At 33.6% G+C, this 21760-nt stretch carries 26 protein-coding genes; 9 read left to right on the plus strand and 17 right to left on the minus strand.

All coding sequences use genetic code 11. From position 1 onward, the window contains the following. The 4 genes from EG348_RS15110 (at nucleotide 1) to EG348_RS15125 (ending at nucleotide 3557) form a co-directional block, all read left to right on the plus strand. Nucleotides 1-651: a class I SAM-dependent methyltransferase gene (locus EG348_RS15110; RefSeq protein WP_123983825.1), complete on the plus strand. Its 651-nt coding sequence runs from the start codon at nucleotides 1-3 to the stop codon at nucleotides 649-651. Nucleotides 652-656: 5 nt separating this feature from the next. After that, entirely contained in the window at nucleotides 657-1685 is a 1029-nt protein-coding gene (locus EG348_RS15115; RefSeq protein ID WP_123983826.1) for a hemin-degrading factor, read from the plus strand. A gap of 192 nt (nucleotides 1686-1877) precedes the next feature. Beyond that, nucleotides 1878-2750: a ChaN family lipoprotein gene (locus EG348_RS15120; protein ID WP_123983827.1), complete on the plus strand. Its 873-nt coding sequence runs from the start codon at nucleotides 1878-1880 to the stop codon at nucleotides 2748-2750. Nucleotides 2751-2927: 177 nt separating this feature from the next. Then, nucleotides 2928-3557: a peptide deformylase gene (locus EG348_RS15125; protein WP_123983828.1), complete on the plus strand. Its 630-nt coding sequence runs from the start codon at nucleotides 2928-2930 to the stop codon at nucleotides 3555-3557. A gap of 50 nt (nucleotides 3558-3607) precedes the next feature. Here EG348_RS15125 and EG348_RS15130 read toward each other — a convergent pair whose 3' ends face one another. From EG348_RS15130 to EG348_RS15205, 16 genes are all read right to left on the minus strand, one after another. Next, entirely contained in the window at nucleotides 3608-3844 is a 237-nt protein-coding gene (locus EG348_RS15130) for an FUSC family protein (RefSeq protein WP_123983829.1), read from the minus strand. 175 nt (nucleotides 3845-4019) lie between these two features. Beyond that, nucleotides 4020-4442 carry an organic hydroperoxide resistance protein gene (locus tag EG348_RS15135; RefSeq protein ID WP_123983830.1) on the minus strand — a complete coding sequence of 141 codons (423 nt, stop codon included), beginning with the start codon at nucleotides 4440-4442 and terminating at the stop codon, nucleotides 4020-4022. Next, nucleotides 4443-4877 carry a MarR family winged helix-turn-helix transcriptional regulator gene (locus EG348_RS15140; protein WP_123983831.1) on the minus strand — a complete coding sequence of 145 codons (435 nt, stop codon included), beginning with the start codon at nucleotides 4875-4877 and terminating at the stop codon, nucleotides 4443-4445. Nucleotides 4878-4905: 28 nt separating this feature from the next. After that, entirely contained in the window at nucleotides 4906-5538 is a 633-nt protein-coding gene (locus EG348_RS15145) for an NAD(P)H-dependent oxidoreductase (RefSeq protein WP_123983832.1), read from the minus strand. Between the two features lie 186 nt (nucleotides 5539-5724). Further along, nucleotides 5725-6456, minus strand: a complete 732-nt coding sequence (gene lipB, locus EG348_RS15150) for a lipoyl(octanoyl) transferase LipB (protein ID WP_123983833.1) — start codon at nucleotides 6454-6456, stop codon at nucleotides 5725-5727. A gap of 78 nt (nucleotides 6457-6534) precedes the next feature. Further along, on the minus strand, nucleotides 6535-7269 hold the full coding sequence (trpA, locus tag EG348_RS15155; RefSeq protein ID WP_123983834.1) for a tryptophan synthase subunit alpha: 735 nt from the start codon (nucleotides 7267-7269) through the stop codon (nucleotides 6535-6537). Nucleotides 7270-7448: 179 nt separating this feature from the next. Further along, entirely contained in the window at nucleotides 7449-8627 is a 1179-nt protein-coding gene (gene trpB, locus EG348_RS15160) for a tryptophan synthase subunit beta (RefSeq protein ID WP_123983835.1), read from the minus strand. Between the two features lie 12 nt (nucleotides 8628-8639). Continuing rightward, the gene (locus EG348_RS15165; protein ID WP_123983836.1) at nucleotides 8640-9176 is read right to left on the minus strand and encodes a hypothetical protein; all 537 of its coding nucleotides are present in this window, start codon (nucleotides 9174-9176) and stop codon (nucleotides 8640-8642) included. Next, nucleotides 9160-9684, minus strand: coding sequence for a hypothetical protein (locus EG348_RS15170; protein ID WP_123983837.1), 525 nt, complete (start codon nucleotides 9682-9684; stop codon nucleotides 9160-9162). The genes EG348_RS15165 and EG348_RS15170 overlap by 17 nt, the downstream gene beginning before the upstream one ends. Before the next feature lie 9 nt (nucleotides 9685-9693). Beyond that, on the minus strand, nucleotides 9694-10332 hold the full coding sequence (locus EG348_RS15175; RefSeq protein ID WP_123983838.1) for a phosphoribosylanthranilate isomerase: 639 nt from the start codon (nucleotides 10330-10332) through the stop codon (nucleotides 9694-9696). Beyond that, complete coding sequence (trpC, locus tag EG348_RS15180) at nucleotides 10329-11105, minus strand: indole-3-glycerol phosphate synthase TrpC (RefSeq protein ID WP_123983839.1); 777 nt, start codon at nucleotides 11103-11105, stop codon at nucleotides 10329-10331. Before trpC ends, EG348_RS15175 begins: the two co-directional genes overlap by 4 nt. Before the next feature lie 20 nt (nucleotides 11106-11125). Further along, entirely contained in the window at nucleotides 11126-12112 is a 987-nt protein-coding gene (gene trpD, locus EG348_RS15185; protein ID WP_123983840.1) for an anthranilate phosphoribosyltransferase, read from the minus strand. 38 nt (nucleotides 12113-12150) lie between these two features. Then, nucleotides 12151-12765 carry an anthranilate synthase component II gene (locus tag EG348_RS15190; protein ID WP_123983841.1) on the minus strand — a complete coding sequence of 205 codons (615 nt, stop codon included), beginning with the start codon at nucleotides 12763-12765 and terminating at the stop codon, nucleotides 12151-12153. Further along, on the minus strand, nucleotides 12766-13104 hold the full coding sequence (locus tag EG348_RS15195; protein ID WP_262696683.1) for a four helix bundle protein: 339 nt from the start codon (nucleotides 13102-13104) through the stop codon (nucleotides 12766-12768). A 52-nt stretch (nucleotides 13105-13156) separates the two neighbouring features. Next, entirely contained in the window at nucleotides 13157-14587 is a 1431-nt protein-coding gene (locus EG348_RS15200; protein WP_123983843.1) for an anthranilate synthase component I family protein, read from the minus strand. A 251-nt stretch (nucleotides 14588-14838) separates the two neighbouring features. Then, a complete protein-coding gene (locus EG348_RS15205) occupies nucleotides 14839-15483 on the minus strand; it encodes a hypothetical protein (RefSeq protein ID WP_123983844.1) in 645 nt (214 codons plus the stop codon). A gap of 252 nt (nucleotides 15484-15735) precedes the next feature. Between EG348_RS15205 and EG348_RS15210 the strand changes: the two genes are divergently transcribed. Genes EG348_RS15210 through rlmF form a run of 3 tightly spaced genes read left to right on the plus strand, consistent with a single transcriptional unit; the run spans nucleotide 15736 to nucleotide 17257 of the window. Next, nucleotides 15736-15957, plus strand: a complete 222-nt coding sequence (locus EG348_RS15210) for a hypothetical protein (protein ID WP_123983845.1) — start codon at nucleotides 15736-15738, stop codon at nucleotides 15955-15957. Further along, nucleotides 15957-16328 (plus strand): c-type cytochrome, encoded by a 372-nt coding sequence (locus EG348_RS15215; protein ID WP_123983846.1) that lies wholly within the window; start codon nucleotides 15957-15959, stop codon nucleotides 16326-16328. Before EG348_RS15210 ends, EG348_RS15215 begins: the two co-directional genes overlap by 1 nt. A 2-nt stretch (nucleotides 16329-16330) precedes the next feature. Beyond that, complete coding sequence (gene rlmF, locus EG348_RS15220; RefSeq protein WP_123983847.1) at nucleotides 16331-17257, plus strand: 23S rRNA (adenine(1618)-N(6))-methyltransferase RlmF; 927 nt, start codon at nucleotides 16331-16333, stop codon at nucleotides 17255-17257. Nucleotides 17258-17337: 80 nt separating this feature from the next. Here the strand turns inward: rlmF and EG348_RS15225 are convergent, their stop codons facing one another. Next, nucleotides 17338-18933 (minus strand): beta strand repeat-containing protein, encoded by a 1596-nt coding sequence (locus EG348_RS15225; RefSeq protein ID WP_123983848.1) that lies wholly within the window; start codon nucleotides 18931-18933, stop codon nucleotides 17338-17340. A gap of 165 nt (nucleotides 18934-19098) precedes the next feature. Between EG348_RS15225 and lysS the strand changes: the two genes are divergently transcribed. After that, a complete protein-coding gene (lysS, locus tag EG348_RS15230; protein WP_123983849.1) occupies nucleotides 19099-20799 on the plus strand; it encodes a lysine--tRNA ligase in 1701 nt (566 codons plus the stop codon). 115 nt (nucleotides 20800-20914) lie between these two features. Next, on the plus strand, nucleotides 20915-21727 hold the full coding sequence (locus tag EG348_RS15235) for an OmpA family protein (RefSeq protein ID WP_123983850.1): 813 nt from the start codon (nucleotides 20915-20917) through the stop codon (nucleotides 21725-21727). Nucleotides 21728-21760: the final 33 nt, after the last annotated feature.

Below are 21760 nucleotides of genomic sequence, written 5' to 3' on the forward strand. Positions count from 1 at the left end.
ATGGAAAAAGATGAACTAAAAATTCTGGCTAAAAATCTTGCCAATCCACAGGGAGAAAAAGGCAAAGAGATCGGTGAAATGATGAATGCCACCAACATCGGAATGACATTAGAAAGTATCAAAATGCTTTTGATAGAAGACGATGAACACATCCTTGAAATAGGCCACGGAAATGCAGGACACCTGAAAAGTATTTTAAATGTTGCTAATAATTTAAAATATACAGGAATCGATATTTCTGAAACAATGCAAAATGAAGCTATAAATTTAAATAAAGAATTTAAAGATCAGGCCGATTTTGTATTGTACGAAGGTGAAAAAATTCCTTTTGAAGATGAGATTTTCGATAAAATATTTACCGTGAATACCGTCTATTTCTGGAAAAAACCTGTTGAGTTTTTAAATGATATTTACAGAGTTCTGAAAGATAAAGGAACTTTTGTTCTCACTTTCGGACAGAGAGATTTCATGGAAAAATTACCTTTCACACAATTCGATTTTACATTGTATAATACGGATGAAATGGAAGAAACGGTTTCCAAAAGTCATTTTAAAAGAATGAAAATCTCTGAAAAAGAAGAAGAAGTGAAAAGCAAAACAGGAAACGAAACAATAACGAGAAATTATACAGTTTTAACCATAAAAAAATAAAATAAATGAGCACATTAGTAAACGATCTAAAAGGAAAATGGGACGCTCTGAAAGCTGAAAACCCACATTTAAGAATAAGAAATGCTGCCGTAGAGCTGGGCGTAAGCGAAGCTGAATTATTAGCAACAAACATTGGCGAAGGCGTAACCGTTTTAAAGCCGGAATTTAAAGATATTTTAACTGAAGCAGAAAAATTAGGAAAAGTAATGGCTCTTACGCGTAACGAAGAGTGCGTTCACGAGAGAAAAGGGACTTATCTTAATGGAGATTTCAGCAGTCCTCACGCTCAACTTTTTGTAGGTGAGGATATCGATTTAAGAATTTTCCTTAATCACTGGAAATTCGCTTTCGGAGTGGTAGAAGGTGACAAAAAAAGTCTTCAGTTCTTCGGAAAAGACGGATTGGCTTTACACAAAATTTATTTGACAAAAGACAGTAATGCAGAAGCTTTCGATGCTATCGTTGAAAAATTCAAAGCTGAAGATCAAAATCAAGTATTAGAGTTTGAAGCAGTTGCTCCAAAAGCTCCCGAAAAAGCTGATTCTGAAATTGATGCTGAAGGTTTCAAAAAAGCATGGACAGAATTAAAAGATACTCACGATTTCTTCATGATGACACGAAAATTCGGAGTGAGCAGAACTCAGGCGTTGAGATTGGCTCCTGAAGGATATGCTAAAAAAATTGACAGTGCAAAAGTGGTAACAGTTCTTGAAGATGCTTCTGAAAACGGTCTTCCGATCATGGTTTTCGTTGGAAACAGAGGAATTATCCAGATTCATACAGGAGACGTTAAGAAAACACTTTGGCATCAACAATGGTTCAACGTAATGGATCCTGATTTTAATTTACACCTTGATGTAACGAAAATCGCAGAAGCTTGGATCGTTAAAAAACCAACTGAAGACGGTGAAGTTACAGCAATTGAGGTCTTCAACAAAGAAGGCGATTTTATCGTTCAGTTCTTCGGAAAAAGAAAACCAGGAATTCCTGAATTACAAGAGTGGAAAGACCTTGTAGCAGAATTAGAAAAATAATAATTAGATGATTTTTTTAAGGCCGTTTTGGAATTTTCAAGGCGGCTTTTTGTTTCATTTAAACACAATTAACACAAATATTTCCTTACTAATCACACTAATTTTAAAGTTATGTTTAATATTATTTGTGATATTTGTGAAAACAATTCGTGACATTAGTGTCTAAAAAAAATTCATTAAATTTAAATAAAAATGAAAAATATTTTCATAGCTATATTTTTGATAAGCTTCAGTATTATCAATGCTCAAAACTTCAAAGCCTATCAATTTTATGATCAAAAAGGAAAAGAAATCAATACTGATAAGTTAGTTAAAGAGCTGGCTGAATACGATGTTGTTTTCTTTGGTGAAAATCATAACAGTTCGATCAATCACTGGCTGCAATTAAAGATTACTAAAGCATTATATCAATATAAAAAAGGTCAGCTTATTTTAGGGGCTGAGATGTTTGAAAGAGATAACCAATCTCAATTAAATCAATATTTAAACGGAAAATTTGATGCTAAAGCATTGAAAGATTCAGCGCGTTTATGGAATAACTACGCAACAGATTACAAACCGTTGGTTGACTTTGCGAAAGATAAAAAGTTGAATTTTATTGCCACGAATATTCCAAGAAGATATGCTTCTCAAACTTCAAAAGAAGGCTTGGAATCGTTAAATAATCTTACAGCTAAAGAGAAAATGTACATCGCTCAATTGCCGATCAAAGTAACATTGGACACTCCGGGTTACCCAGAAATGAAAAAAATGATGGGTGATCATGCAGAAGAGATGAAAGTGATGAATTTCATTTCGGCACAGGCAACAAAAGACGCTACAATGGCTGAATCTATTCTAAAAAATATTCAGTCCGGAAAGACCTTTATCCATTACAACGGAAATTATCACAGCAAAGAATTTGGCGGAATTTATTGGTATATCAAACAGAAAAATCTAAACCTGAAAATGGCAGTAATCTCTGTTTTTGACTCCGAAGATCCTGAATTGAAAGTTCCTGAGAAAGATTATATACCAACGAATTTTAATCTGATTATTCCGGGTGATATGACGAAGACTTTTTAAAATATAGTGTTTTAATCAATAAAAGCGGGCTTTAGCACGCTTTTTATGCATAATGTTTGTCATTCTGAATGAAATGGAGTGAAGAATCTACTTTAGGAATATAGATTATTCCTTCGTCAGAATAACAAACGCTGTGTTTGAAAGACATTAGCTATATTTGTTTTATATTATTCAAAAATGAAAAAACTATCCTTTCTATTCATACTTTTCATCGGTTTAATGAATGCTCAGAAATTAACTTCAACCGAAATTTCCATTATTAATCAAGGGGATAAAAATTCTGCTTTACCAATTTATCAGACCACGGATTCTGATCAACATAAAACTTTGTTAAGTCTTTCTACAGAAATTGATCCCAAAGATCCCAACACCGCAACTTTGGTTAAAAGAATGAAAGAATCGTTACTTTCAACTGACGGTGGAGTAGGAATTGCCGCGCCTCAAATAGGAATCAATCGAAAAATAATCTGGGTTCAGCGTTTTGATAAACAAGATGAACCGTTGGAATATTTTATTAATCCTATGATCGTTTGGAGATCGGAATTGCAGAATCTTGGCCCGGAAGGTGACTTGTCGATTCCTGAATTTAGAGATCAGTTTTACAGAAGTAAAGTGATTCAATTAGAATATGTTGATCTGAAAGGACAGAAATATTCAGAAATTGTGGAAGGTTTTACAGCAGTGATTTTCCAGCATGAAATAGACCATCTTTTCGGAATTTTAATATCAGATAAAAAGGAAGAAGAGAAAAATAATTCTTATAAACCGGTTGATGCTTATAAGAAAAGTGATTCGATGACGAGATAATAATTATATTTTTAATTGTATAGTTTAATATTTAATTCTTATTTCAAATTTCAGGATTTAATTTCCTTTTCAAGTTCTTTGCTCTCATTTTGGTTTTTTACGATGAAGTAAACGAAAAGTAATGGCAAAAATGTGACAAATCCGAAACCATTTTTTATGACGCTGTAAATTACAACTCCTATTAATACGCCAATAATTACAGCATTTATTATATTGCTGGATTTTAGTTGTTTCTTTTTTGCTAATAATTCCTGATCGCTTAATTGAGCAAATTCATTTTCTTTCATTTATCTAAATGTTTAATTGTTTCAGGTTATTTGTTTTTTTAATTTTTGTTTAAAAGCTCTATAAAATTAAATATTTTCAACTTAATATTAGTTTTATTTTCTCTTTTATATTTAAAAACAAAAAAAATCTGCTTCGAAAAGAAACAGATTTTATTTATAATTAAAAGATTAAAACTTAGTTATTGGTAACTGAAAGTTTTATTTCAATATTATTTCTTGTTGCATTAGAATATGGGCAGATCTGATGAGCCTGATCCGTTAATGATTGAGCTTCTTCAATCGTTACTCCCGGAATATTAACGTCTAATTCTACAGCCAGTCCGAAACCTCCGTTTTCGATCTGTCCGATGCTTACTTGAGCCGTAACAGTTGTTTCACCGGTTTTTGTTTTAGTTAAACTGATAATTCTGTTCAATGCACTGTCAAAACACGCTGAATATCCTGCTGCAAAAAGCATTTCTGGATTGGCAAAATCATCGTTTGCCCCACCTAAAGCTTTCGGCATTTTAACTTCAAGATCTAGAACTCCGTTTTCGCTTTTTACTTGTCCGTTTCTGCCACCTTTAGCAGTAACTTTTGTTGTATATAATGTTTTCATTTATTTTTCTATTTTGTTTAATATTTTTTGGATGCTTTCTTTAAGTTGTATCAGATCTTCCGGTTCAACCCCTATTTTTTCCTGAATTTTACTTGGAATTTCACAAGCCTTTTGTTGTAGCCCTTTTCCAAGTTCTGTAAGAAAAGCTTCTACAACTCTTTCATCTTCTTTTTTTCTTTTTCTTGCGATAAATCCTTTTGCCTCAAGCCTTTTCAGCAGAGGAGTAAGAGTACCGCTGTCGAGGAATAATTTATCTCCAATATGGCTCACGGGAAGTCCGTCATTCTCCCAAAGCACCATCATCACGAGATATTGAGGGTAAGTAATGTCTATCTCATCAAGAAAAGGTCGGTATAATCCCGTAATTTCTTTTGCAATCGCATACAATGGAAAACAAATCTGGTTTTCTAATTTTAACTGCTTTAAATTTTCCATAAGGCTAAGTGATTTGATTGATAAAATATTATTTTTTAATGATAAATTCCTCCATCGGAACTCTCACTTTCTTCATTGTAGAAAGCCAGTCTTTTTCGGCATCTCTGTAACCAAGATATAAAAGGCTTACACTTTTTAGTCCTAATTCTTTAAGGTTAAGAATTTCATCAACAACTTCATTACTGAATCCTTCTGCAGGTGTACTGTCAATTTTCAACTCAGCAGCCTGAGCCATCGCTAATCCTAAAGAAATGTAGGTTTGACGGGCTGTATGCGCAAAGTGTTCTGCAGGAGTCTGAGCTCCGTACAATTTTTTCAGCATATCGGTATAGCTGTTGAAACGTCCTTTTGGCAGATCTCTTACATCTGTATGATGATCGTAAACTTTATCAATTTTTTCGTTAGAATAACTGTCCCAAGCGGCAAATACCAAAACATGAGAACTGTCTCTCATTACTTCAGGGTTTAATGCACCTTGTACCATCTTTTCTTTCAATTCCTGATTTTCTACAACGATAATGCGGAAGGGCTGAAGTCCTGATGAAGTAGGAGCCAATCTCGCCGCTTCTAAAATTTTATATAAATCTTCCTGTGATACTTTTTTTGATGGATCATATGCTTTTACTGCATGTCTCCAGTTTAAATCTTCTATTAATGACATTGTTTGTTCTTATTTTAAATTTCTGTCACAAAGGTATAACAAAATTAAATTGTATACAATTTAATTTTAATAAATATATTTTTGATAAAATCTATAATATATATAGAACTAATGTTGATGCAGAAAAAGTATAAGCCTAACATGTTTAGACAAAAATAAAACCCATTGTAAGAATGGGTTTAAATATTATTTTTTGAATTTTAATTCCGCTTCAAAAACATCTGCAAAATGCTTTCTGATCTTACCTTTAATATCTTCCATTTCTTCGGGGGTCAATTCTCTTTCAAGTTCTCTTTTTAAAGAAGTTACCTGTTTGTCTTTGATACCGCAAGGAACAATGTATTCAAAATAGCGCATATCAGTATTGATATTCAAGGCAAAACCATGTAAAGTCACCCAACGGGAAGCTTTTACACCCATTGCACAAATCTTTCTTGCGTAAGGTTTTCCAACATCCAGCCAAACGCCTGTTTCTCCGGGAGAACGCTCACCTTTCAAACCGTATTCATTGATTGTTCTGATGATTACTTCTTCAAGATTTCGCATGTATTTGTGAATATCCGTAAAGAAATTTTCAAGGTCTAAAATAGGGTAGCCAACGATTTGTCCGTAACCATGATACGTAATATCGCCGCCACGGTTAACTTTTACGAAAGTAGCATCGATTTCCTTTAACTGATCTATTCCGGCCAGCATGTTTTCTTCATGTCCGCTTTTTCCTAAAGTGTAGACATGTGGATGTTCCACCAAAAGAAAGTGATTGGAAGTGGTGATATGTTGTTCAGTAGGTAGATCGCGGTTTTTTATTTTGGTATCAATAATATCTTTCATCAGCTTTTCCTGATAATCCCAAGAGGGTTGATATTCTTTTACGCCAAGATCTTCAAATTCTACTACTTTATTTTGATGTGTATTCATGCTGTCGATGTCTGTTTTCTTTTAATGATAGGGAATCGTGATTTCATATCATTTTTTGACATACAAATTTAGTGAATTTTAACCTTTTATGGAATTAATAAAATCTATGGCATTTATCTTCCAATCTTTATTTTGCAAAAGAATATTCACGAAAGCAGTCCCGATAATTCCGCCATCGGCTTTTTCAGTGACGTTTTCAAAATCTTGCTTTGATTTTATTCCAAAACCAATCATGACAGGATTTTTCAAAGGAAGAGAAGCTAATTTTGAAAGATAATCTTCATTTTTCAATACAGCATTTTCATTTCCTGTTGTAGATGAGGAACTTACCGCATATAAAAATCCTGAACTTAAAGAATCCAGATAAAGAATTCTTTCGTCAGAAGTTTCAGGAGTTACTAAAAACGTGAAATTCAGATTGTATTTTTCTAAAATTTTATGGTATTTTTTTTCGAATTCAATAGGCGGAAGATCCGGAATAATTAATCCAGAAACACCACTTTCTGAGCATTCTTTACAGAAATTTTCAAATCCAAAACTTAAAACAGGATTGATATATCCCATTAAAATTACAGGAATTCGAATTTCATTTTTGATCGATTTTAACTGTGATAAAAGTTTTTCGATCGTCATTCCATTTTTCAACGCCAGTTCATGAGCTTTTTGAATAACGGGTCCGTCTGCAACAGGATCAGAATAAGGCATTCCGATCTCCATCATATCTGCTCCGGCATTTTGAATAAGTTGTATAATATCAGCGGTATCTTCCAGTTGCGGAATTCCTGCTGTGAAATATATGTTTAGTTTTTTCATTTAAATTGTTTAAAAAATTAAAGAAAAATAAGTTTTTAAGTTAAAATTTTTCTTCCTGAAAGTTATTTGAATTGACAAAAAGTTGTTTTGAATCCTACCATGCGATCCGGCTTGAACGGAGCTCTTTTTACGAAGTAAAAAAGCGGGAGTGGAAGACGGAATTTATCGCCAAAATGAATTTATAAATTCTTCAAATACGTCTCCATATCCTTGTCGCCGCGACCACTTAAACAGATGACAACAATGTCATTTTCGTTGAATTTCTTCTTGTCTAAAACGGCCAAAGCGTGGGCACTTTCCAAAGCGGGAATGATGCCTTCTAATTTTGTCAGTTCAAAAGCACATTTTAAGGCTTCATCATCATTGATACTGAAAAACTCAGCACGGTTTTCTTTGAATAAATGCGCATGGAAAGGCCCGATTCCCGGGTAATCTAATCCTGCGGAAATTGAGTGGGGCTCGATGACCTGTCCATCCTCCGTTTGCATCACCAAACTTTTGCTACCATGCAAAACGCCTAAAGTTCCGAGAAAAGTTGTCGCTGCCGACTTTCCTGAATTGACTCCTAAACCTCCGGCTTCTGCGGCGATAATTTTCACATTTTCTTCATTCACAAAATGGTAAAAAGTTCCTGCTGCATTGCTTCCGCCGCCAACACATGCAATTACATAATCGGGATTTTGTCTGCCGATTTGTTCGTTAAGCTGTTCTCTGATTTCCTTTGAAATAATGCTTTGAAATCTTGCCACCAAATCAGGAAAAGGATGCGGTCCAACCACGCTTCCGATCACATAATGAGTCGTTGTTGAATTGTTGATCCAGTCTCTTAATGCTTCGTTTACAGCATCTTTTAAAGTTTTTGAACCTGAAGTTGCCGGAATAACTTCTGCACCCAGCATTTTCATTCTGGCAACATTCGGAGCTTGTCTTTGAATATCGATTTCACCCATGTAAACGATACATTCCAAACCTAGTAAAGCACAAGCCGTAGCGGTTGCAACGCCGTGTTGACCGGCTCCGGTTTCAGCAATAATTCTATTTTTCCCGAGACGTTTTGCCAATAAAACCTGCCCTAAAGCATTGTTAATTTTATGAGCTCCGGTATGATTGAGATCTTCTCTTTTAAGATAGATTTTGGTATTGTATTTCTGACTTAAATTTTTCGCAAAATACAATGGAGTAGCACGTCCTACATAGTTTTTCAAAAGATCTTGATATTCAGTCTGAAAATTTTCTGATTCTATGATTTCAAGGTAGTTTTTTTGTAATTCTTCAACATTCGGATAGAGCATTTCGGGGATAAAAGCACCTCCAAATTCTCCGTAATATCCATTTTTATCAGGATTTTTATAGTCCATTTCTTCTTCTTTTTATTGTATTAAATAAGCATTCTTTTCAGAACTTAACTGATTTAAAAGTTCTTTTTTCTCTTCAGATAAATTGAAAATCAAAATATCGTCATCATCGGATGACACCCATTCGGAGCCGCTTTTTTCTTTGATTAATTTAGCTTTATGCAAAATACTGATGTCACATTTGTCATAGAAAGGTCTTAATTCAGACATGCAAAAACCAATAGTTTCCAGATTTCTTTCGGTAATATTATGAATGATATATTTAATCAATTCTTTGCCATGACCTTTTTTCTTTTGCCCAGAAACCAATCCAACTGCTTCTGCAAAATGATATTTTTTGTCTGAAATCTGTAAAATGAAATCAAAGTTAAGGCGCATCAAAGCCAATATTTTTTCCTCTGAATCAATAAGAAAATGAAATTCTGAATCTTTAAAAAAAGATCGGAAATATGAAGGTTCCATAGAATCCCAATCTGAAATATCCCAAAGATTCAATATAATTTCTATTTCGTTTTCAGTTAATTCATCTGGCTTTTTAACTTGATATTTCATCCGTTAGCTTTTTAATAAATTCAATATTGTAATTATATTGTTGCTTGGTTATGAGTTTTTTATAATGTAATAAATTGATTTTGCTGATCAAATCAAATAAGGTGGTCTTATCTAATTTTGAGTTGTACATGGTAATTGCAATCTCCAGATTATCAATTAAAAAGTAGGAGTCAAAATTTTCATACAGTAAAAAAATCTTAGCATAAATGTTTCCAAAATCATAGGTAACATTTGATTTAACTCTATTATCTAAAAATTTATCGGAAATAATAACAAGATAATAACTGTTCCATAAATTGATTGTATCGAAAAAATGCTGTGTATCTTTTTCATCATAATGTCTAATGATATTGATAAAATCAGTTAATAAGCCATCGAGTTCCCAATGCTCGAAATTATTATCATTTTTAGACACAAAATTATATAAAGCCTGAACTCTTTCGTTTTCAAACTTTGGCGGAAATAATCTTTTATAGAAATTTTTTCTTATTAAATGTATGTTCATCATCCCGTTTTTTTACATTTTAGCTTTAAATAAGCTTATTTTATCTAAATCTTTATTCCCTGCTTTCAATTCAAACTTTGAATTGATATCTAATGCAATGGGTTTTTGATTTAAAATTTTAATATTATCTATATTTTCGTCTGAAATTCCGCCGCTCAAAAAATAGGGAAGTGGAATTTCAATTTGATTTAAAATATTCCAGTCGAACTGTTTTCCTGTTCCTCCGAAAGCTTTGCTGTCTGTATCAAAAAGTAAATAGTTGCTGGTATTTAGTTGGTGGTTGATCGTTTCCTGAATGCTACTTGCGCTTTCCGGTTTCTCATTTCCAATCCTTAAAACTTTTATGATCCCAATTTCAGAATTCAGTTTTTCTTTTAATTCAGAAATAAAATTTTCGCTTTCATCGCCGTGAAGCTGTATAAAATTCAAATTTGCTTTTTGTGCGATTTCAATTATTCTGCTAATCTTTTCATTTACAAAAACGCCAACTTTTCCTCGATGGTTAACATTTGAAATATCTTCTAAACTTAAATGATTCAAAACATATCTCGGTGATTTTTCATAAAATATAAAGCCAAGAAAGTCTGTATTCATGGAAATTAATTCCTGAATCTGATCCAATTTTGTTAATCCGCAGACTTTAAGTTTCATGAAACTGTTTTTATAAATTCTTCAAACGTATTTGCGGGGTTTTTATTTTTCATAAAATATTCGCCCATTAAAAATCCGTCAAACCCTTTTTCTTTTAAATAATTGAAATCTTCAATATTGTAAATTCCGCTTTCTGCGACGGATAAAGCATCTTTTGGGAGTAGATTTTTTAAATTCACAGAATGCTGTAAATCGACTTTAAAATCTTTTAAGTTTCTGTTGTTAATTCCAACCAAATCAATTTTTGAGTTAAAATGTTTCAATTCTTCTTCGGTGTGAATTTCCAATAACACTTCCAAACCCAATTCATGAGAAAGCTCTGTAAATTCCTGAACCTGATTGACTGAAAGACAAGACGCAATTAATAAAATAACATCGGCTCCCATACTTTTTGCTTCATAAAACTGATATTCATCCACCATGAAATCTTTTCGTAAAATTGGAATGTTGATGTGATTTCTTACACTTAAAATATCTTCAAAACTTCCACCGAAAAAATCCTTATCCGTCAAAATAGAAATTCCACTCGCCTCAAATTTTTCATAAGCCGAAGTAACATCTAAAGATGACACCTGATCATTAATAATTCCTTTTGAAGGAGATTGTCTTTTAAACTCGGCAATAACTCCGCTTTTACTTTTTATAGATTCTTTTAAGGAACCAGTACTTCTTCCAAAGAACTCGGAATTCTTCAATTCTTCAATAGAAATTTTTGATTTTGAAGCTGTAATTTCTTCCTTTTTCCTTTCTATTATTTTATCTAATATCGTCATTATTTTGCATTTAAAAGTAATTACTCCAACAACAACTCCAAGCTTTTCAATGCTTTTCCGCTTTCTAAGCTTTCCTGAGCCAACAAAAGACAGTCGTCATAACTTCCGAATTTATTGGTATGATGTAAAGCAACCGCAGCATTAGCTAAGATCACAGAATTTTGCTGTTTTGTTCCTCTTCCTTCCAAAATATCTCTAAAAATCTTGGCAGATTCCTGCGTTGTTTCGCCAGCTTTTATACTTTCTTGGGAGATGGAGTCAAAACCTAAATCTTCCGTTGAATAGATTTCTTCTCCATTTTTAGTGATAATTTTGGTATCGTGGGTCAAACTTATTTCATCATATCCGTCTAAACTATGAACCAAAATGAAATCTCGCTCATCTTTTTGTAACAGATATTGGTAAATTCGGGCAATTTCAAGATTGTAAACTCCGATCATTGAAAATTGTGGCTTCGCAGGATTGACCAACGGACCTAACAAATTGAAAAATGTTCTCAAACCTAAAGACCTTCTCAATGCTCCCACAGATTGTAATGCGGGATGAAAGTAGGGTGCATGTAAAAAGCAGATATTGGCTCTTTCAAGATCTCTATTCAGCATTTCGGAGTCATTTTTAAAGATATAACCCAATTCCTCCATAACATTTGATGCTCCTGTGGTAGTTGATGCTCCGTAATTTCCGTGTTTGGTTACTTTTTGTCCAGCTCCGGCTACTACAAAACTGGCTAGTGTTGAGATATTGATGGTATTTTTACCGTCACCTCCGGTTCCAACAATATCTATTGCGTCATCGGCATCCAGATTTACAGTAGCTGCCATTTGTAGCAAAGCTTCTCTGAAACCTTCCAACTCCTTCAAAGTAATATTTCTCATCAGAAAAACACTGATAAAAGCAGTTACTTCAATCACATTGAATTTATTTTGAGCGATCTCAATCATAATCGCCTTAGCTTCAGATTTTGATAAGGTATGATGATTGAACAGGTATTCCAAGATTTCTTTCATTTGTGGGATTTTTATGGTTGAGGGAAATTCTATTGTTTTCAATTTAAAAGAAAATTTTTAATTATTGCTTCTCCGTCTGGAGTTAAAATACTTTCAGGGTGGAACTGAACACCATGTACATCATAAGTTTTATGTTGTAAAGCCATGATCATTCCGTCTTTGTCTACTGCGGTAATTTCCAGTTCCTGCGGGAAATTTTTGGGATCTACAGCCCAACTGTGATATCTTCCGACTGCTAAACCACTTGGGATATTTCTAAAAAGTTTAGTGTCATTTTTCACTAATTCTGCCGAGGTTGCCACACCGTGAAAAATCTCAGAAAGATTAATTAAGCTTCCTCCAAAAGCTTCTGCAATGGCCTGTTGGCCAAGACAAACGCCTAAAATACTTTTTGTAGGAGCATATTTTTTAATAACTTCCAACAAAATTCCCGCTTCTTCAGGAATTCCCGGGCCTGGAGACAGAATTATTTTATCATATTTATTGATTTCTTCCAAAGAAATTTGATCATTTCTAACCACATCAACTTTTTGATCTAAAACTCTTTCGATGATTTGAACGAGGTTGTAAGTAAAGCTGTCGTAATTGTCGAAAACTAATATCTTAGTTGATGGTTGATTGTCTATTGTTGATTGTCTTATAGTGTTTTCCATTTATTTGTTTCTGTAATAATTAATAAATCCGTTTAACAACTTTTTGCAAATGATTATTTGATTTAAGATCGTTGTAAATTTTTCGTTGTTTAAATAATTTTGGTCTGATGATAAATAAAACTGAGTTTCCAATTCATATAAAGAACCTCTTGCAATAAAAAGAAAATGTATTGTTTCTTTCGATGTATTTCTTCCACAGCCTTCAGCAATGTTAGATGGAACAGAAATGGCACATCTCCTAATTTGATTTGTTAGTCCAAATAATTCTTCTTTAGGATAATTTTTAGTTGAATCATAAACTAGATTAGTAAGCTTTCTTGATTCAATCCAAACATCCAAATTTGTGTATTCTATATATTGTGTTTTTACGTGTAGTATTAACTAACAACAATCAACCATTATCTATCACCAAATTACTTGCTTTTTCAACTGCTTTTTTCAGAGCGTTCAGTTTATTGTTGACTTCTTCCAATTCACTTTGTGGATTTGATTTTGCAACCAATCCGGCTCCGGCCTGATAATATAAAGTATTGTTTTTGCTTAAAAAGGTTCTGATCATGATGGCTTGATTACAGTCACCATTCAACCCGATCATTCCGATGCAGCCACCGTAATATCCACGGGAATCTTTTTCATATTTATTGATTAATTGTAGCGCTTTGTGTTTCGGGGCACCGCTTAAAGTTCCCTGTGGGAAAGTGGTGGCAACCATTTCAAAAGGATTTGTATTTTCAGGTAAATCCGCGGTAACTTCGCTTACCATGTGAATAACGTGTGAGAAAAGCTGGATTTCTTTCAGTTTGGTAACGGTTACATTTTTTCCTAGTTTTCCCAGATCATTTCTTGCAAGATCTACCAACATTGTGTGTTCTGCATTTTCTTTAGCATCAGCTTTTAATTCTTCAATGGATTGAAGATCAGTTTCAAAATGTCCAGTTCTTTTGAATGTTCCTGCAATTGGGTGAATGATCGCTTTGTTGTTTTTAATAATTAACTGACTTTCAGGGCTTGAACCGAATAACTTGTAGTTTCCGTAATCGAAAAAGAATAAGTAAGGGGAAGGATTAATATTTCTTAAAGCGCGATAAACGTTGAACTCATCTCCCTGAAATTTCTGTTCAAATCTTCTGCTTAATACCAATTGAAAAACGTCTCCTCGCATGCAGTGCTTTTGGGCTGTCTCTACTAATTCAAGGTATTCTTCATTAGTAATATTTGAGGTTTCTGCTCCGTTTTTTTTGAAAGGATAAACAACAGAATTTTGATTTTTAATGATGCTTTCCAATAAATAAAGCTCGGATTTCACGCCTTCAATCTGATTTTCAATAATGTACATTTCATCGTTGTAATGATTGATGGCAATAACATATTGATAAAGTCTGTAACGGAGAATTGGAATCTCAACTTCAGGACTTTGAGCTTTAAAATTAACATTTTCAAAGAACTGTACTGCTTCAAAACTTGTATATCCAAAAAGGCTTTGAGCAGTTTGCTCAACAGGATCATTTGTTTTTTCGCATTCGAAAATTTTAGTGAAATCTTCAAAAATGTCAGCAACTTTATGCTCTATAATGAATTGCTTGATGGGTTCCTGTTTCGGAAGTTTTATTTCAAATTCGTTAAGATTTTTGATTTCGATTCCAGCTACAGCGTTGATGGCTATAAATGAAAAGTTATTGTCAATATTCTTAGAATCCGAACTTTCCAAAAGAATAGTATCTCTGAACTTATCACGAAGCTGCAGATAAATATTCATGGGTGTTTTCAGATCTCCCAGCGTTTTTTTGGAAACGGTTTTTATCTTTATTTTTTTGTTAAACATTTGCAGTTTTATTTTTTTTGAATTGATTGTAAATAAAAAAAGACTTCAACGAAAATCGTCAAAGTCTTATATATTGTAGTATATTATTTCGGCTGTTGATTTAGCAACATGATAATAACTTCAGACCCGACGAAGAGTTTGAAAGCCACCACCAAATATTGTTGCTCATATTAAACATGGGACAAATTTAGAAAAAAAATTAATACAAAAATCAAAAAAAGAGAAAATAAAAAAACTTAAAATGGTTGCTATTATTTTAGTTGTTTTAATTCTTTCTTTAATTCATCGATTTTAATTTTATAATTTTCGTCTTCATAAGATTTTAGATAATATTCTAAAGCAAAAATGTATTCTTCTAAGAATTCTTTATTTGTTGGGTCTGCTTCATATTTTATCTTAGCTTTTTGTATTGGGGCTTCTTTTTCGTATTTATTTTGCATTTTTCCTTCATCAGATTGATAATAAAGAATCACAATATTCTTTTCGTATCCGGGAATATACTTTACAGGAAAGGTTTTATTCACTTGCGGAATTCTTATTGCGTTTTCTATAGGATAAATTGCTGCCGTTGTTGTGGAGAAAAAAGTATCAATGTATTTTCCGTCCTGTTTTTTTACAATAGCTTCATAATCATGAATATATTGTTCATTTAACGTAGAATTTGTTTCAACATCGGAAGTGATAATTGCCGTACTTTCAATTCCGTATTTATTTAAAAACCATGCGTTTAGAAATTGTCCGCCAAATCCATTTAAAATTGCCAAAGGAATTATTGGGATCAGAAATAATGCTTTTTTTGTAAGCCAAGAGACTAATCCAAAAAATAAAAAGAGAATGATCACAGTATAAAAACCATGATGACTCGCAAAAAACAGAATTTTTGAAATGATTATCATAGTTTAAATTTAATATTATCTTGGAGATAAATTGTCATCATATATAATTTTTCTATTATTAATTGATGGTAAATGAGAGAATAATCAATAAGTTAATTCAAAATTTACTATAAATATCTTAAAAAAGTGGATATTTTTTTTAATGTTGCTTTTCATTTTCAAAGTATCATCCATAAGAAATATCTTTAAAGTAGAGATTTGTCATTAGCTTGAAAGGTTATTTTTTATATTTTTGCTCTAAATTAGAAAACAATGAAAAAAGTATTAGCAATTGCATTTATCGGAAGTTTATTTGTAGTAAACTGTTCTAAAAAAACTGACCATTCTTTACAAGACAGCAACACAATGCTTGAAGAGCCGGAAGCAACAACTGTAGTAGATTCTACGGCTAAACCTGCTGCTGCACCCGCTGTAACTCCTGCAACAACACCTGCTCCTGAAGCTGCTAAAACAGATTCTACAGCGAAAAAATAATGAAAAAATTATTTTTAACAGGATGCGTAAGTTTACTTATTCTTTCCTGTTCTAAAAAAGAAACTCCAGTTGATGCCACATCTTCTGAAACAACTACCGTTTCGGAACCTGCAAAAACCAATCTTTCGGGCGATCAGATCATCGAAACGTTGGATTGTTCGGGGTGTCACAGTGTGAATGAAAGAATGATAGGACCTTCTTACAAGGAAATAGCAGAAAAATATTCTGAAAAAGATATTGAACTGCTGGCTTCCAAGATCATAGAAGGCGGAAGCGGAGTTTGGGGAGGCGTTCCGATGTCACCTCATCCACAGGTATCTAAAGAGGATGCCAAGAAAATGGTAGAATATATTTTAAGTCAGAAAAAGTAAATATGACTACTGAAAAACTCAGTCTGCACGCAAGAAATCAGCATCGTGATCCTTATGATTTTGGTGAGCTCATTTCCTGCGTGCCAGAACTGAAACAGTATGTTTTTATTAATTCTTATCAAACTGAAACGATTAATTTCAGCATTCCAAAGGCGGTAAAGTTGCTTAATAAAGCTTTATTGAAACATTTTTATAATGTGCAGAATTGGGATATTCCTGACTCAAATCTTTGTCCGCCCATTCCGGGAAGAGCAGATTATGTGCATTATGTTGCAGATTTATTAGCCGAAAAACAAAATGAAATTCCCACCGGAACTTCCATAAAAGGCTTGGATATTGGGACAGGAGCCAATCTTGTATATCCTTTAATTGCCAACAGATCTTATGGATGGAAGATGTTGGGAACCGATATCAATAAAGATTCTTTGGAAAATGCACAACAGATTTTAGATCACAATCCTGATTTATCATCTGTTATTCAATTAAAAAAACAGTCTGATTCTCATTTTATCTTCAAAAATATTTTAGGTCCAAAAGATAAATTCACATTTTCTATGTGCAATCCTCCTTTTCATGATTCTGAAGAATCGGCGTTAAAAGGAAATCTTAGGAAAACAAAAAACATTAACAAATCCAAAGTTCAAAAACCTCTCCTTAATTTTGGAGGACAACAGTCTGAACTGTGGTGTGAAGGCGGTGAATTGGCTTTCATCTCAAAAATGATCGAGGAAAGTTCTCTATATTCCTCACAAATTCTGTGGTTTACGTGTTTGGTTTCTAAAAAAGATAATTTACATAAGCTAACTTCTATTTTAAAGAAAGTCAAAGCTTTAGATTTCAAAACCATTGATATGGCTCAAGGGCAAAAAATAAGCAGAATATTAGCATGGACATTTATTCCTCAAAAAGATCGTAAAGATTGGTTCTGATCAATTTAAATTAATTTTTTTTGAATAAAAAAGCCCTACAAAATTTATCTGTAAGGCTTCTGATTTTTAAATATTTAAGATCAATTATATTCAGCTTTTAAATATAAATTATCTGTTCCGGAACCATAAGTTGCTCGCACAGATTGTGAACTTGAACAAGATACCGAACCGAAAATATCAAGTCTATAGGTTCCTGCCGGAAGATTAATATGAGGATTGGCAGAACTATAATATGCTCCGGTTAAATTTGAGGTAACACTCACACTATTTGAATGTGAAACCGATGATAATCCCATATTATCCTGAATAATAGTAGCTCCCGTAGAATCTGAAATTCTTGCCCAGGTAAATGAAATTCTTGGAGTTCCGTCGGCGATTACGGTTCCTGTTGCTGTTGTAAATGTTGTTGACATTGAGTAAAACATTGAAACAACGGCCGGACGTGTAATGGTAAATGTTGTATTAAATAATGATCCAATTGTAGAACCTATCGCAGCTGCAGTAGCCGTTACAGTTAAGTTTACAGGAGTTGCATTAGGAATAGCATTAGTGTTTGAAATTAGAAGTTCTGAAGATTTTCCTTGATAAATATCACCTGTTGCGGTATCTAATACTAAAGGAACGGAAGTCGCCGGCGTTGTTGGAGTAACGGCCTGTAAATTTGATACTCTTATAGGAGCAGCAGCCGCATTTACATCAAGTTTTCTTGCAGGAGCAGGTTGATTTATTCCTATATTTCCTGCAGGAGCAGTTACAGTTCCATTCATTCCTGTTCCAAAAAGCAAGTTTCCAACATTCATCTGATTGCTTGTTGTTGCAGACTGTATTTGGGTTGTATTTCCTATGGCAATATTATTCCCTCCTGTGGAAATATTATTTCCTGCTGTATCGCCTAATAAAGTGTTGTTTACACCTGTTGTGATTGCGGCTCCTGCATTGATGCCAATTGCAATATTAGAATTTCCTCCTGTATTTGCCAGTAAAGCATTGTCTCCAATGGCAATATTCCTTTGTACTGCAGAAGCACCGGTATTAGAAAGGGCATTTCCTCCGATGGCAATATTGGTGCCTCCGGTTGTAATTCCTCTTCCTGTATTAATGCCTATTCCTACGTTTCTTATTCCTGAAGTTACGGTGCTTAAAGAGTTGTTTCCTAAAGCTGTATTTCCGGATCCTGTTACCGCTGTTGGAATTGAACTTACGCCAAAGGATGTATTGGTTGTGGTTAATAAACCTGCCTGTACATTATTTCTTTTAAAAATAAGGTCTTGATTGTCTGCTGTTCCTAAATAATTGGTAGAAGAATTTGTTCCGGTGTTTCCTAAAATATTCCATGCTAAAGCATTAATAGAGGCGGGGGTTGTTAATTTCTGCCAAACACCGGCTTCAAAATAATAGTAACCCACTGATGTAATGTTTACGGCTTGTCCTGCGGCGGTTCCCGTTGCTGGATCGTTAATGTAAATTAACGTCCCTGTAGGAATGGCAGACATGACCTGCGCTCTTTGCCTGTCTACCCTCGGAGCAATTAATCCGTCTACATTGGTGGTAGTTCCTGTAGCATTTTTTGCTACAATGTCTAATGATGACGTTGGATTTGATGTGTTGATACCAATTTGCGCATTGATGGATCCTGTAGAACCAATTAATGAGATTGTTATAATAATTTTTTTCATAAAATTGAATTAAATGATGTTGGTTTAATAGAATCTATAATTCATATAGATGGGATATAAATATAGCATTATCTTGGCATATACGATATTTTTAATCTGATGGATTTTTTATTGACTCATAAGGCTAAAAACAATTATCTTTGCACGTTATTGAAATATAGAGAAATGCAATTATCAGAACAGGAAATAATACGAAGAGAAAAGCTTAATAAACTTGTTGAAATGGGGATTAACGCATTCCCTGCGGAAGAATATACAATCACAGACACTACAGAATCTATAAAACAGGACTTCGCTGAAAGTAAACACGTGAAGATCGCTGGTAGATTGATGTCCCGCAGAATTCAAGGGAAGGCTTCTTTTGCTGAATTGCAGGATTCTACAGGTAAAATTCAGGTATATTTCAACAGAGACGAGATCTGTACAGGAGAAGATAAAACGTTATATAATGAAGTATACAAGCACCTTTTAGATATCGGTGATATTATCGGTATTGAAGGAGATTTGTTTACAACTCAGGTGGGTGAGAAGACAGTTTTGGTTAAAAACTTTACGCTTCTTACCAAAGCTTTACGTCCGCTTCCTCAAGCTAAAACTGACGAAAACGGAGTAGTGCATGACGCATTCAACGATCCTGAAATGAGATACAGACAGCGTTATGTAGATTTAACGGTAAATCCTCATGTGAAAGAAGTTTTCGTGAAAAGAACAAAATTGTTCAATGCCATGAGAAATTTCTTCAATAATGCAGGATATTTTGAGGTTGAAACTCCAATTCTTCAGTCGATCCCTGGTGGAGCTGCTGCAAGACCGTTTATGACGCATCACAATGCGTTGGATATTCCATTATATTTAAGAATTGCGAACGAATTATATCTGAAAAGATTGATCGTTGGTGGTTTCGACGGTGTTTATGAATTCTCAAAAAACTTCAGAAATGAAGGGATGGACAGAACGCACAACCCGGAATTTACAGCAATGGAGATTTATGTAGCCTACAAAGACTACAACTGGATGATGGATTTCACAGAAAAATTATTAGAATTCTGTGCAACTCAGGTTAACGGAAGTACAGAATCAACTTTCGGCGAACATAATATCAGCTGGAAAGCTCCTTATCCAAGAGTTTCTATGACGGAAGCTATTCAGAAGTTTACAGGTTTCGATATTACAGGAAAAACTGAACAGGAATTGTTTGATTTTGCTAAATCTATCGGAATTGATGTAAACGAAACCATGGGTAAAGGAAAATTAATCGATGAAATTTTTGGTGAAAAATGTGAAGGAAACTTCATTCAGCCGACTTTCATTACAGATTACCCGATCGAAATGTCGCCTCTTACTAAAAAACATAGAAGCAAAGAAGGTCTTACAGAGCGTTTTGAATTAATGGTTTGCGGTAAAGAAATCGCGAACGCTTATTCTGAGCTTAATGACCCGATTGATCAAAGAGAACGTTTTGAAGAGCAGTTGAAATTATCTGAAAAAGGTGATGATGAAGCTGGTCAGTTCATTGACGAAGATTTCTTGAGAGCGTTGGAATACGGGATGCCGCCAACGTCTGGTTTAGGAATCGGAATGGATAGATTAATTATGTTCTTAACAAATAATGCATCTATTCAGGAGGTATTATTCTTCCCTCAAATGAAACCTGAAAAAGCAGTCGTTCAAATTGAATTGGGAGAAGATGAAAATGCAATCCTAGACATTTTAAAAACTCAGGAAGAAGCATTTTCTCTAGCTGAAGTGAAAGAAAAAAGCAAACTTTCCGGTAAAAAATGGGATAAAGCTTCTAAAGTTTTAACTAAAAATAATTTGGTTAAAGTTGAGAAAGTTGATGAAAATGTTTTCATGAAATTGGTTTAAAAATTTAGATCACTAAAAATAAATTATAAAAAAATCCTGAAATTTTTCAGGATTTTTTTTGTTTTTAATAAACTATAAAGTGATATTTTCCGTTTTTCTACAAAACCTAAAACTGATGAAACTCATTCTGTTTTGCCTTCTGATTTTCTCTTCTGTCGGGATTGATGCGCAAATGCTCACATCGGTTTATTTTGAGCATGACAGTTCGGAACTTAATGAAGAATCTAAAAAGAAATTGGATAGTCTGGCTCAATTAAAAACCAATTTAACATTCAGCGTTTTTGGGAATTGTGATCCTTCGGGAAGTGTAGGATATAACAAGGTTTTATCCGAAAAAAGAGCCAATACAGTCAGTAAATATTTACAGGAAAAAATCGGAAATACTATCAATTTGAAAAGTACTGTTGGCTTAGGCGATGAAAAGCAGATCAATGACAGCAGTACAGATGAATTGCGAGGAAAAAACAGAAGAGTAGATGTATTTATTGAACAGGGACAGGAAATTTCACAAAAAGAATTTCCTAGTTTTTTGAATACAAACATTTCAGAAATGAAAGTGAAAGAAACATTTTCGTTGCCTAACGTTAATTTTATTGGAAACCGTCATGTCTGGCTTCCAAACGGTAACGAAAGTGTTAAGCAGCTCTTAAAAATAATGAAAGAAAATCCGACATTGGAGATCGAATTACAAGGTCATATTTGCTGTGATTACGAAAATTTTGATGGTAAAGATATTGATTTGGGAACCTTTAATCTTTCCTGGACGAGAGCTAATGCAATTAAGGAATTTCTACAAATGCAAGGAATCGATTCTAGCCGAATAAAAGCCGTTGGACTAGGTCATCTTAATCCATTAATTTATCCTGAACGTACAGAAGCAAATCGTGTTAAGAATAGGAGAGTGGAAGTTGTTTTGATTAAAAAATAAAAAAACCGCCAAAGTTTGACGGTTTATATCGTG

It is taken from the genome of Chryseobacterium sp. G0201 (assembly GCF_003815655.1).
Classification (GTDB): Bacteria; Bacteroidota; Bacteroidia; order Flavobacteriales; family Weeksellaceae; genus Chryseobacterium.

Coding starts and splice junctions, on each gene's coding strand:
- EG348_RS15110 (WP_123983825.1), top strand. CDS start 1: ATGGAAAAAGATGAACTAAAAATTCTGGCTAAAAATCTTGCCAATCCA.
- EG348_RS15115 (WP_123983826.1), top strand. CDS start 657: ATGAGCACATTAGTAAACGATCTAAAAGGAAAATGGGACGCTCTGAAA.
- EG348_RS15120 (WP_123983827.1), top strand. CDS start 1,878: ATGAAAAATATTTTCATAGCTATATTTTTGATAAGCTTCAGTATTATC.
- EG348_RS15125 (WP_123983828.1), top strand. CDS start 2,928: ATGAAAAAACTATCCTTTCTATTCATACTTTTCATCGGTTTAATGAAT.
- EG348_RS15130 (WP_123983829.1), bottom strand. CDS start 3,844: ATGAAAGAAAATGAATTTGCTCAATTAAGCGATCAGGAATTATTAGCA.
- EG348_RS15135 (WP_123983830.1), bottom strand. CDS start 4,442: ATGAAAACATTATATACAACAAAAGTTACTGCTAAAGGTGGCAGAAAC.
- EG348_RS15140 (WP_123983831.1), bottom strand. CDS start 4,877: ATGGAAAATTTAAAGCAGTTAAAATTAGAAAACCAGATTTGTTTTCCA.
- EG348_RS15145 (WP_123983832.1), bottom strand. CDS start 5,538: ATGTCATTAATAGAAGATTTAAACTGGAGACATGCAGTAAAAGCATAT.
- lipB (WP_123983833.1), bottom strand. CDS start 6,456: ATGAATACACATCAAAATAAAGTAGTAGAATTTGAAGATCTTGGCGTA.
- trpA (WP_123983834.1), bottom strand. CDS start 7,269: ATGAAAAAACTAAACATATATTTCACAGCAGGAATTCCGCAACTGGAA.
- trpB (WP_123983835.1), bottom strand. CDS start 8,627: ATGGACTATAAAAATCCTGATAAAAATGGATATTACGGAGAATTTGGA.
- EG348_RS15165 (WP_123983836.1), bottom strand. CDS start 9,176: ATGAAATATCAAGTTAAAAAGCCAGATGAATTAACTGAAAACGAAATA.
- EG348_RS15170 (WP_123983837.1), bottom strand. CDS start 9,684: ATGATGAACATACATTTAATAAGAAAAAATTTCTATAAAAGATTATTT.
- EG348_RS15175 (WP_123983838.1), bottom strand. CDS start 10,332: ATGAAACTTAAAGTCTGCGGATTAACAAAATTGGATCAGATTCAGGAA.
- trpC (WP_123983839.1), bottom strand. CDS start 11,105: ATGACGATATTAGATAAAATAATAGAAAGGAAAAAGGAAGAAATTACA.
- trpD (WP_123983840.1), bottom strand. CDS start 12,112: ATGAAAGAAATCTTGGAATACCTGTTCAATCATCATACCTTATCAAAA.
- EG348_RS15190 (WP_123983841.1), bottom strand. CDS start 12,765: ATGGAAAACACTATAAGACAATCAACAATAGACAATCAACCATCAACT.
- EG348_RS15200 (WP_123983843.1), bottom strand. CDS start 14,587: ATGTTTAACAAAAAAATAAAGATAAAAACCGTTTCCAAAAAAACGCTG.
- EG348_RS15205 (WP_123983844.1), bottom strand. CDS start 15,483: ATGATAATCATTTCAAAAATTCTGTTTTTTGCGAGTCATCATGGTTTT.
- EG348_RS15210 (WP_123983845.1), top strand. CDS start 15,736: ATGAAAAAAGTATTAGCAATTGCATTTATCGGAAGTTTATTTGTAGTA.
- EG348_RS15215 (WP_123983846.1), top strand. CDS start 15,957: ATGAAAAAATTATTTTTAACAGGATGCGTAAGTTTACTTATTCTTTCC.
- rlmF (WP_123983847.1), top strand. CDS start 16,331: ATGACTACTGAAAAACTCAGTCTGCACGCAAGAAATCAGCATCGTGAT.
- EG348_RS15225 (WP_123983848.1), bottom strand. CDS start 18,933: ATGAAAAAAATTATTATAACAATCTCATTAATTGGTTCTACAGGATCC.
- lysS (WP_123983849.1), top strand. CDS start 19,099: ATGCAATTATCAGAACAGGAAATAATACGAAGAGAAAAGCTTAATAAA.
- EG348_RS15235 (WP_123983850.1), top strand. CDS start 20,915: ATGAAACTCATTCTGTTTTGCCTTCTGATTTTCTCTTCTGTCGGGATT.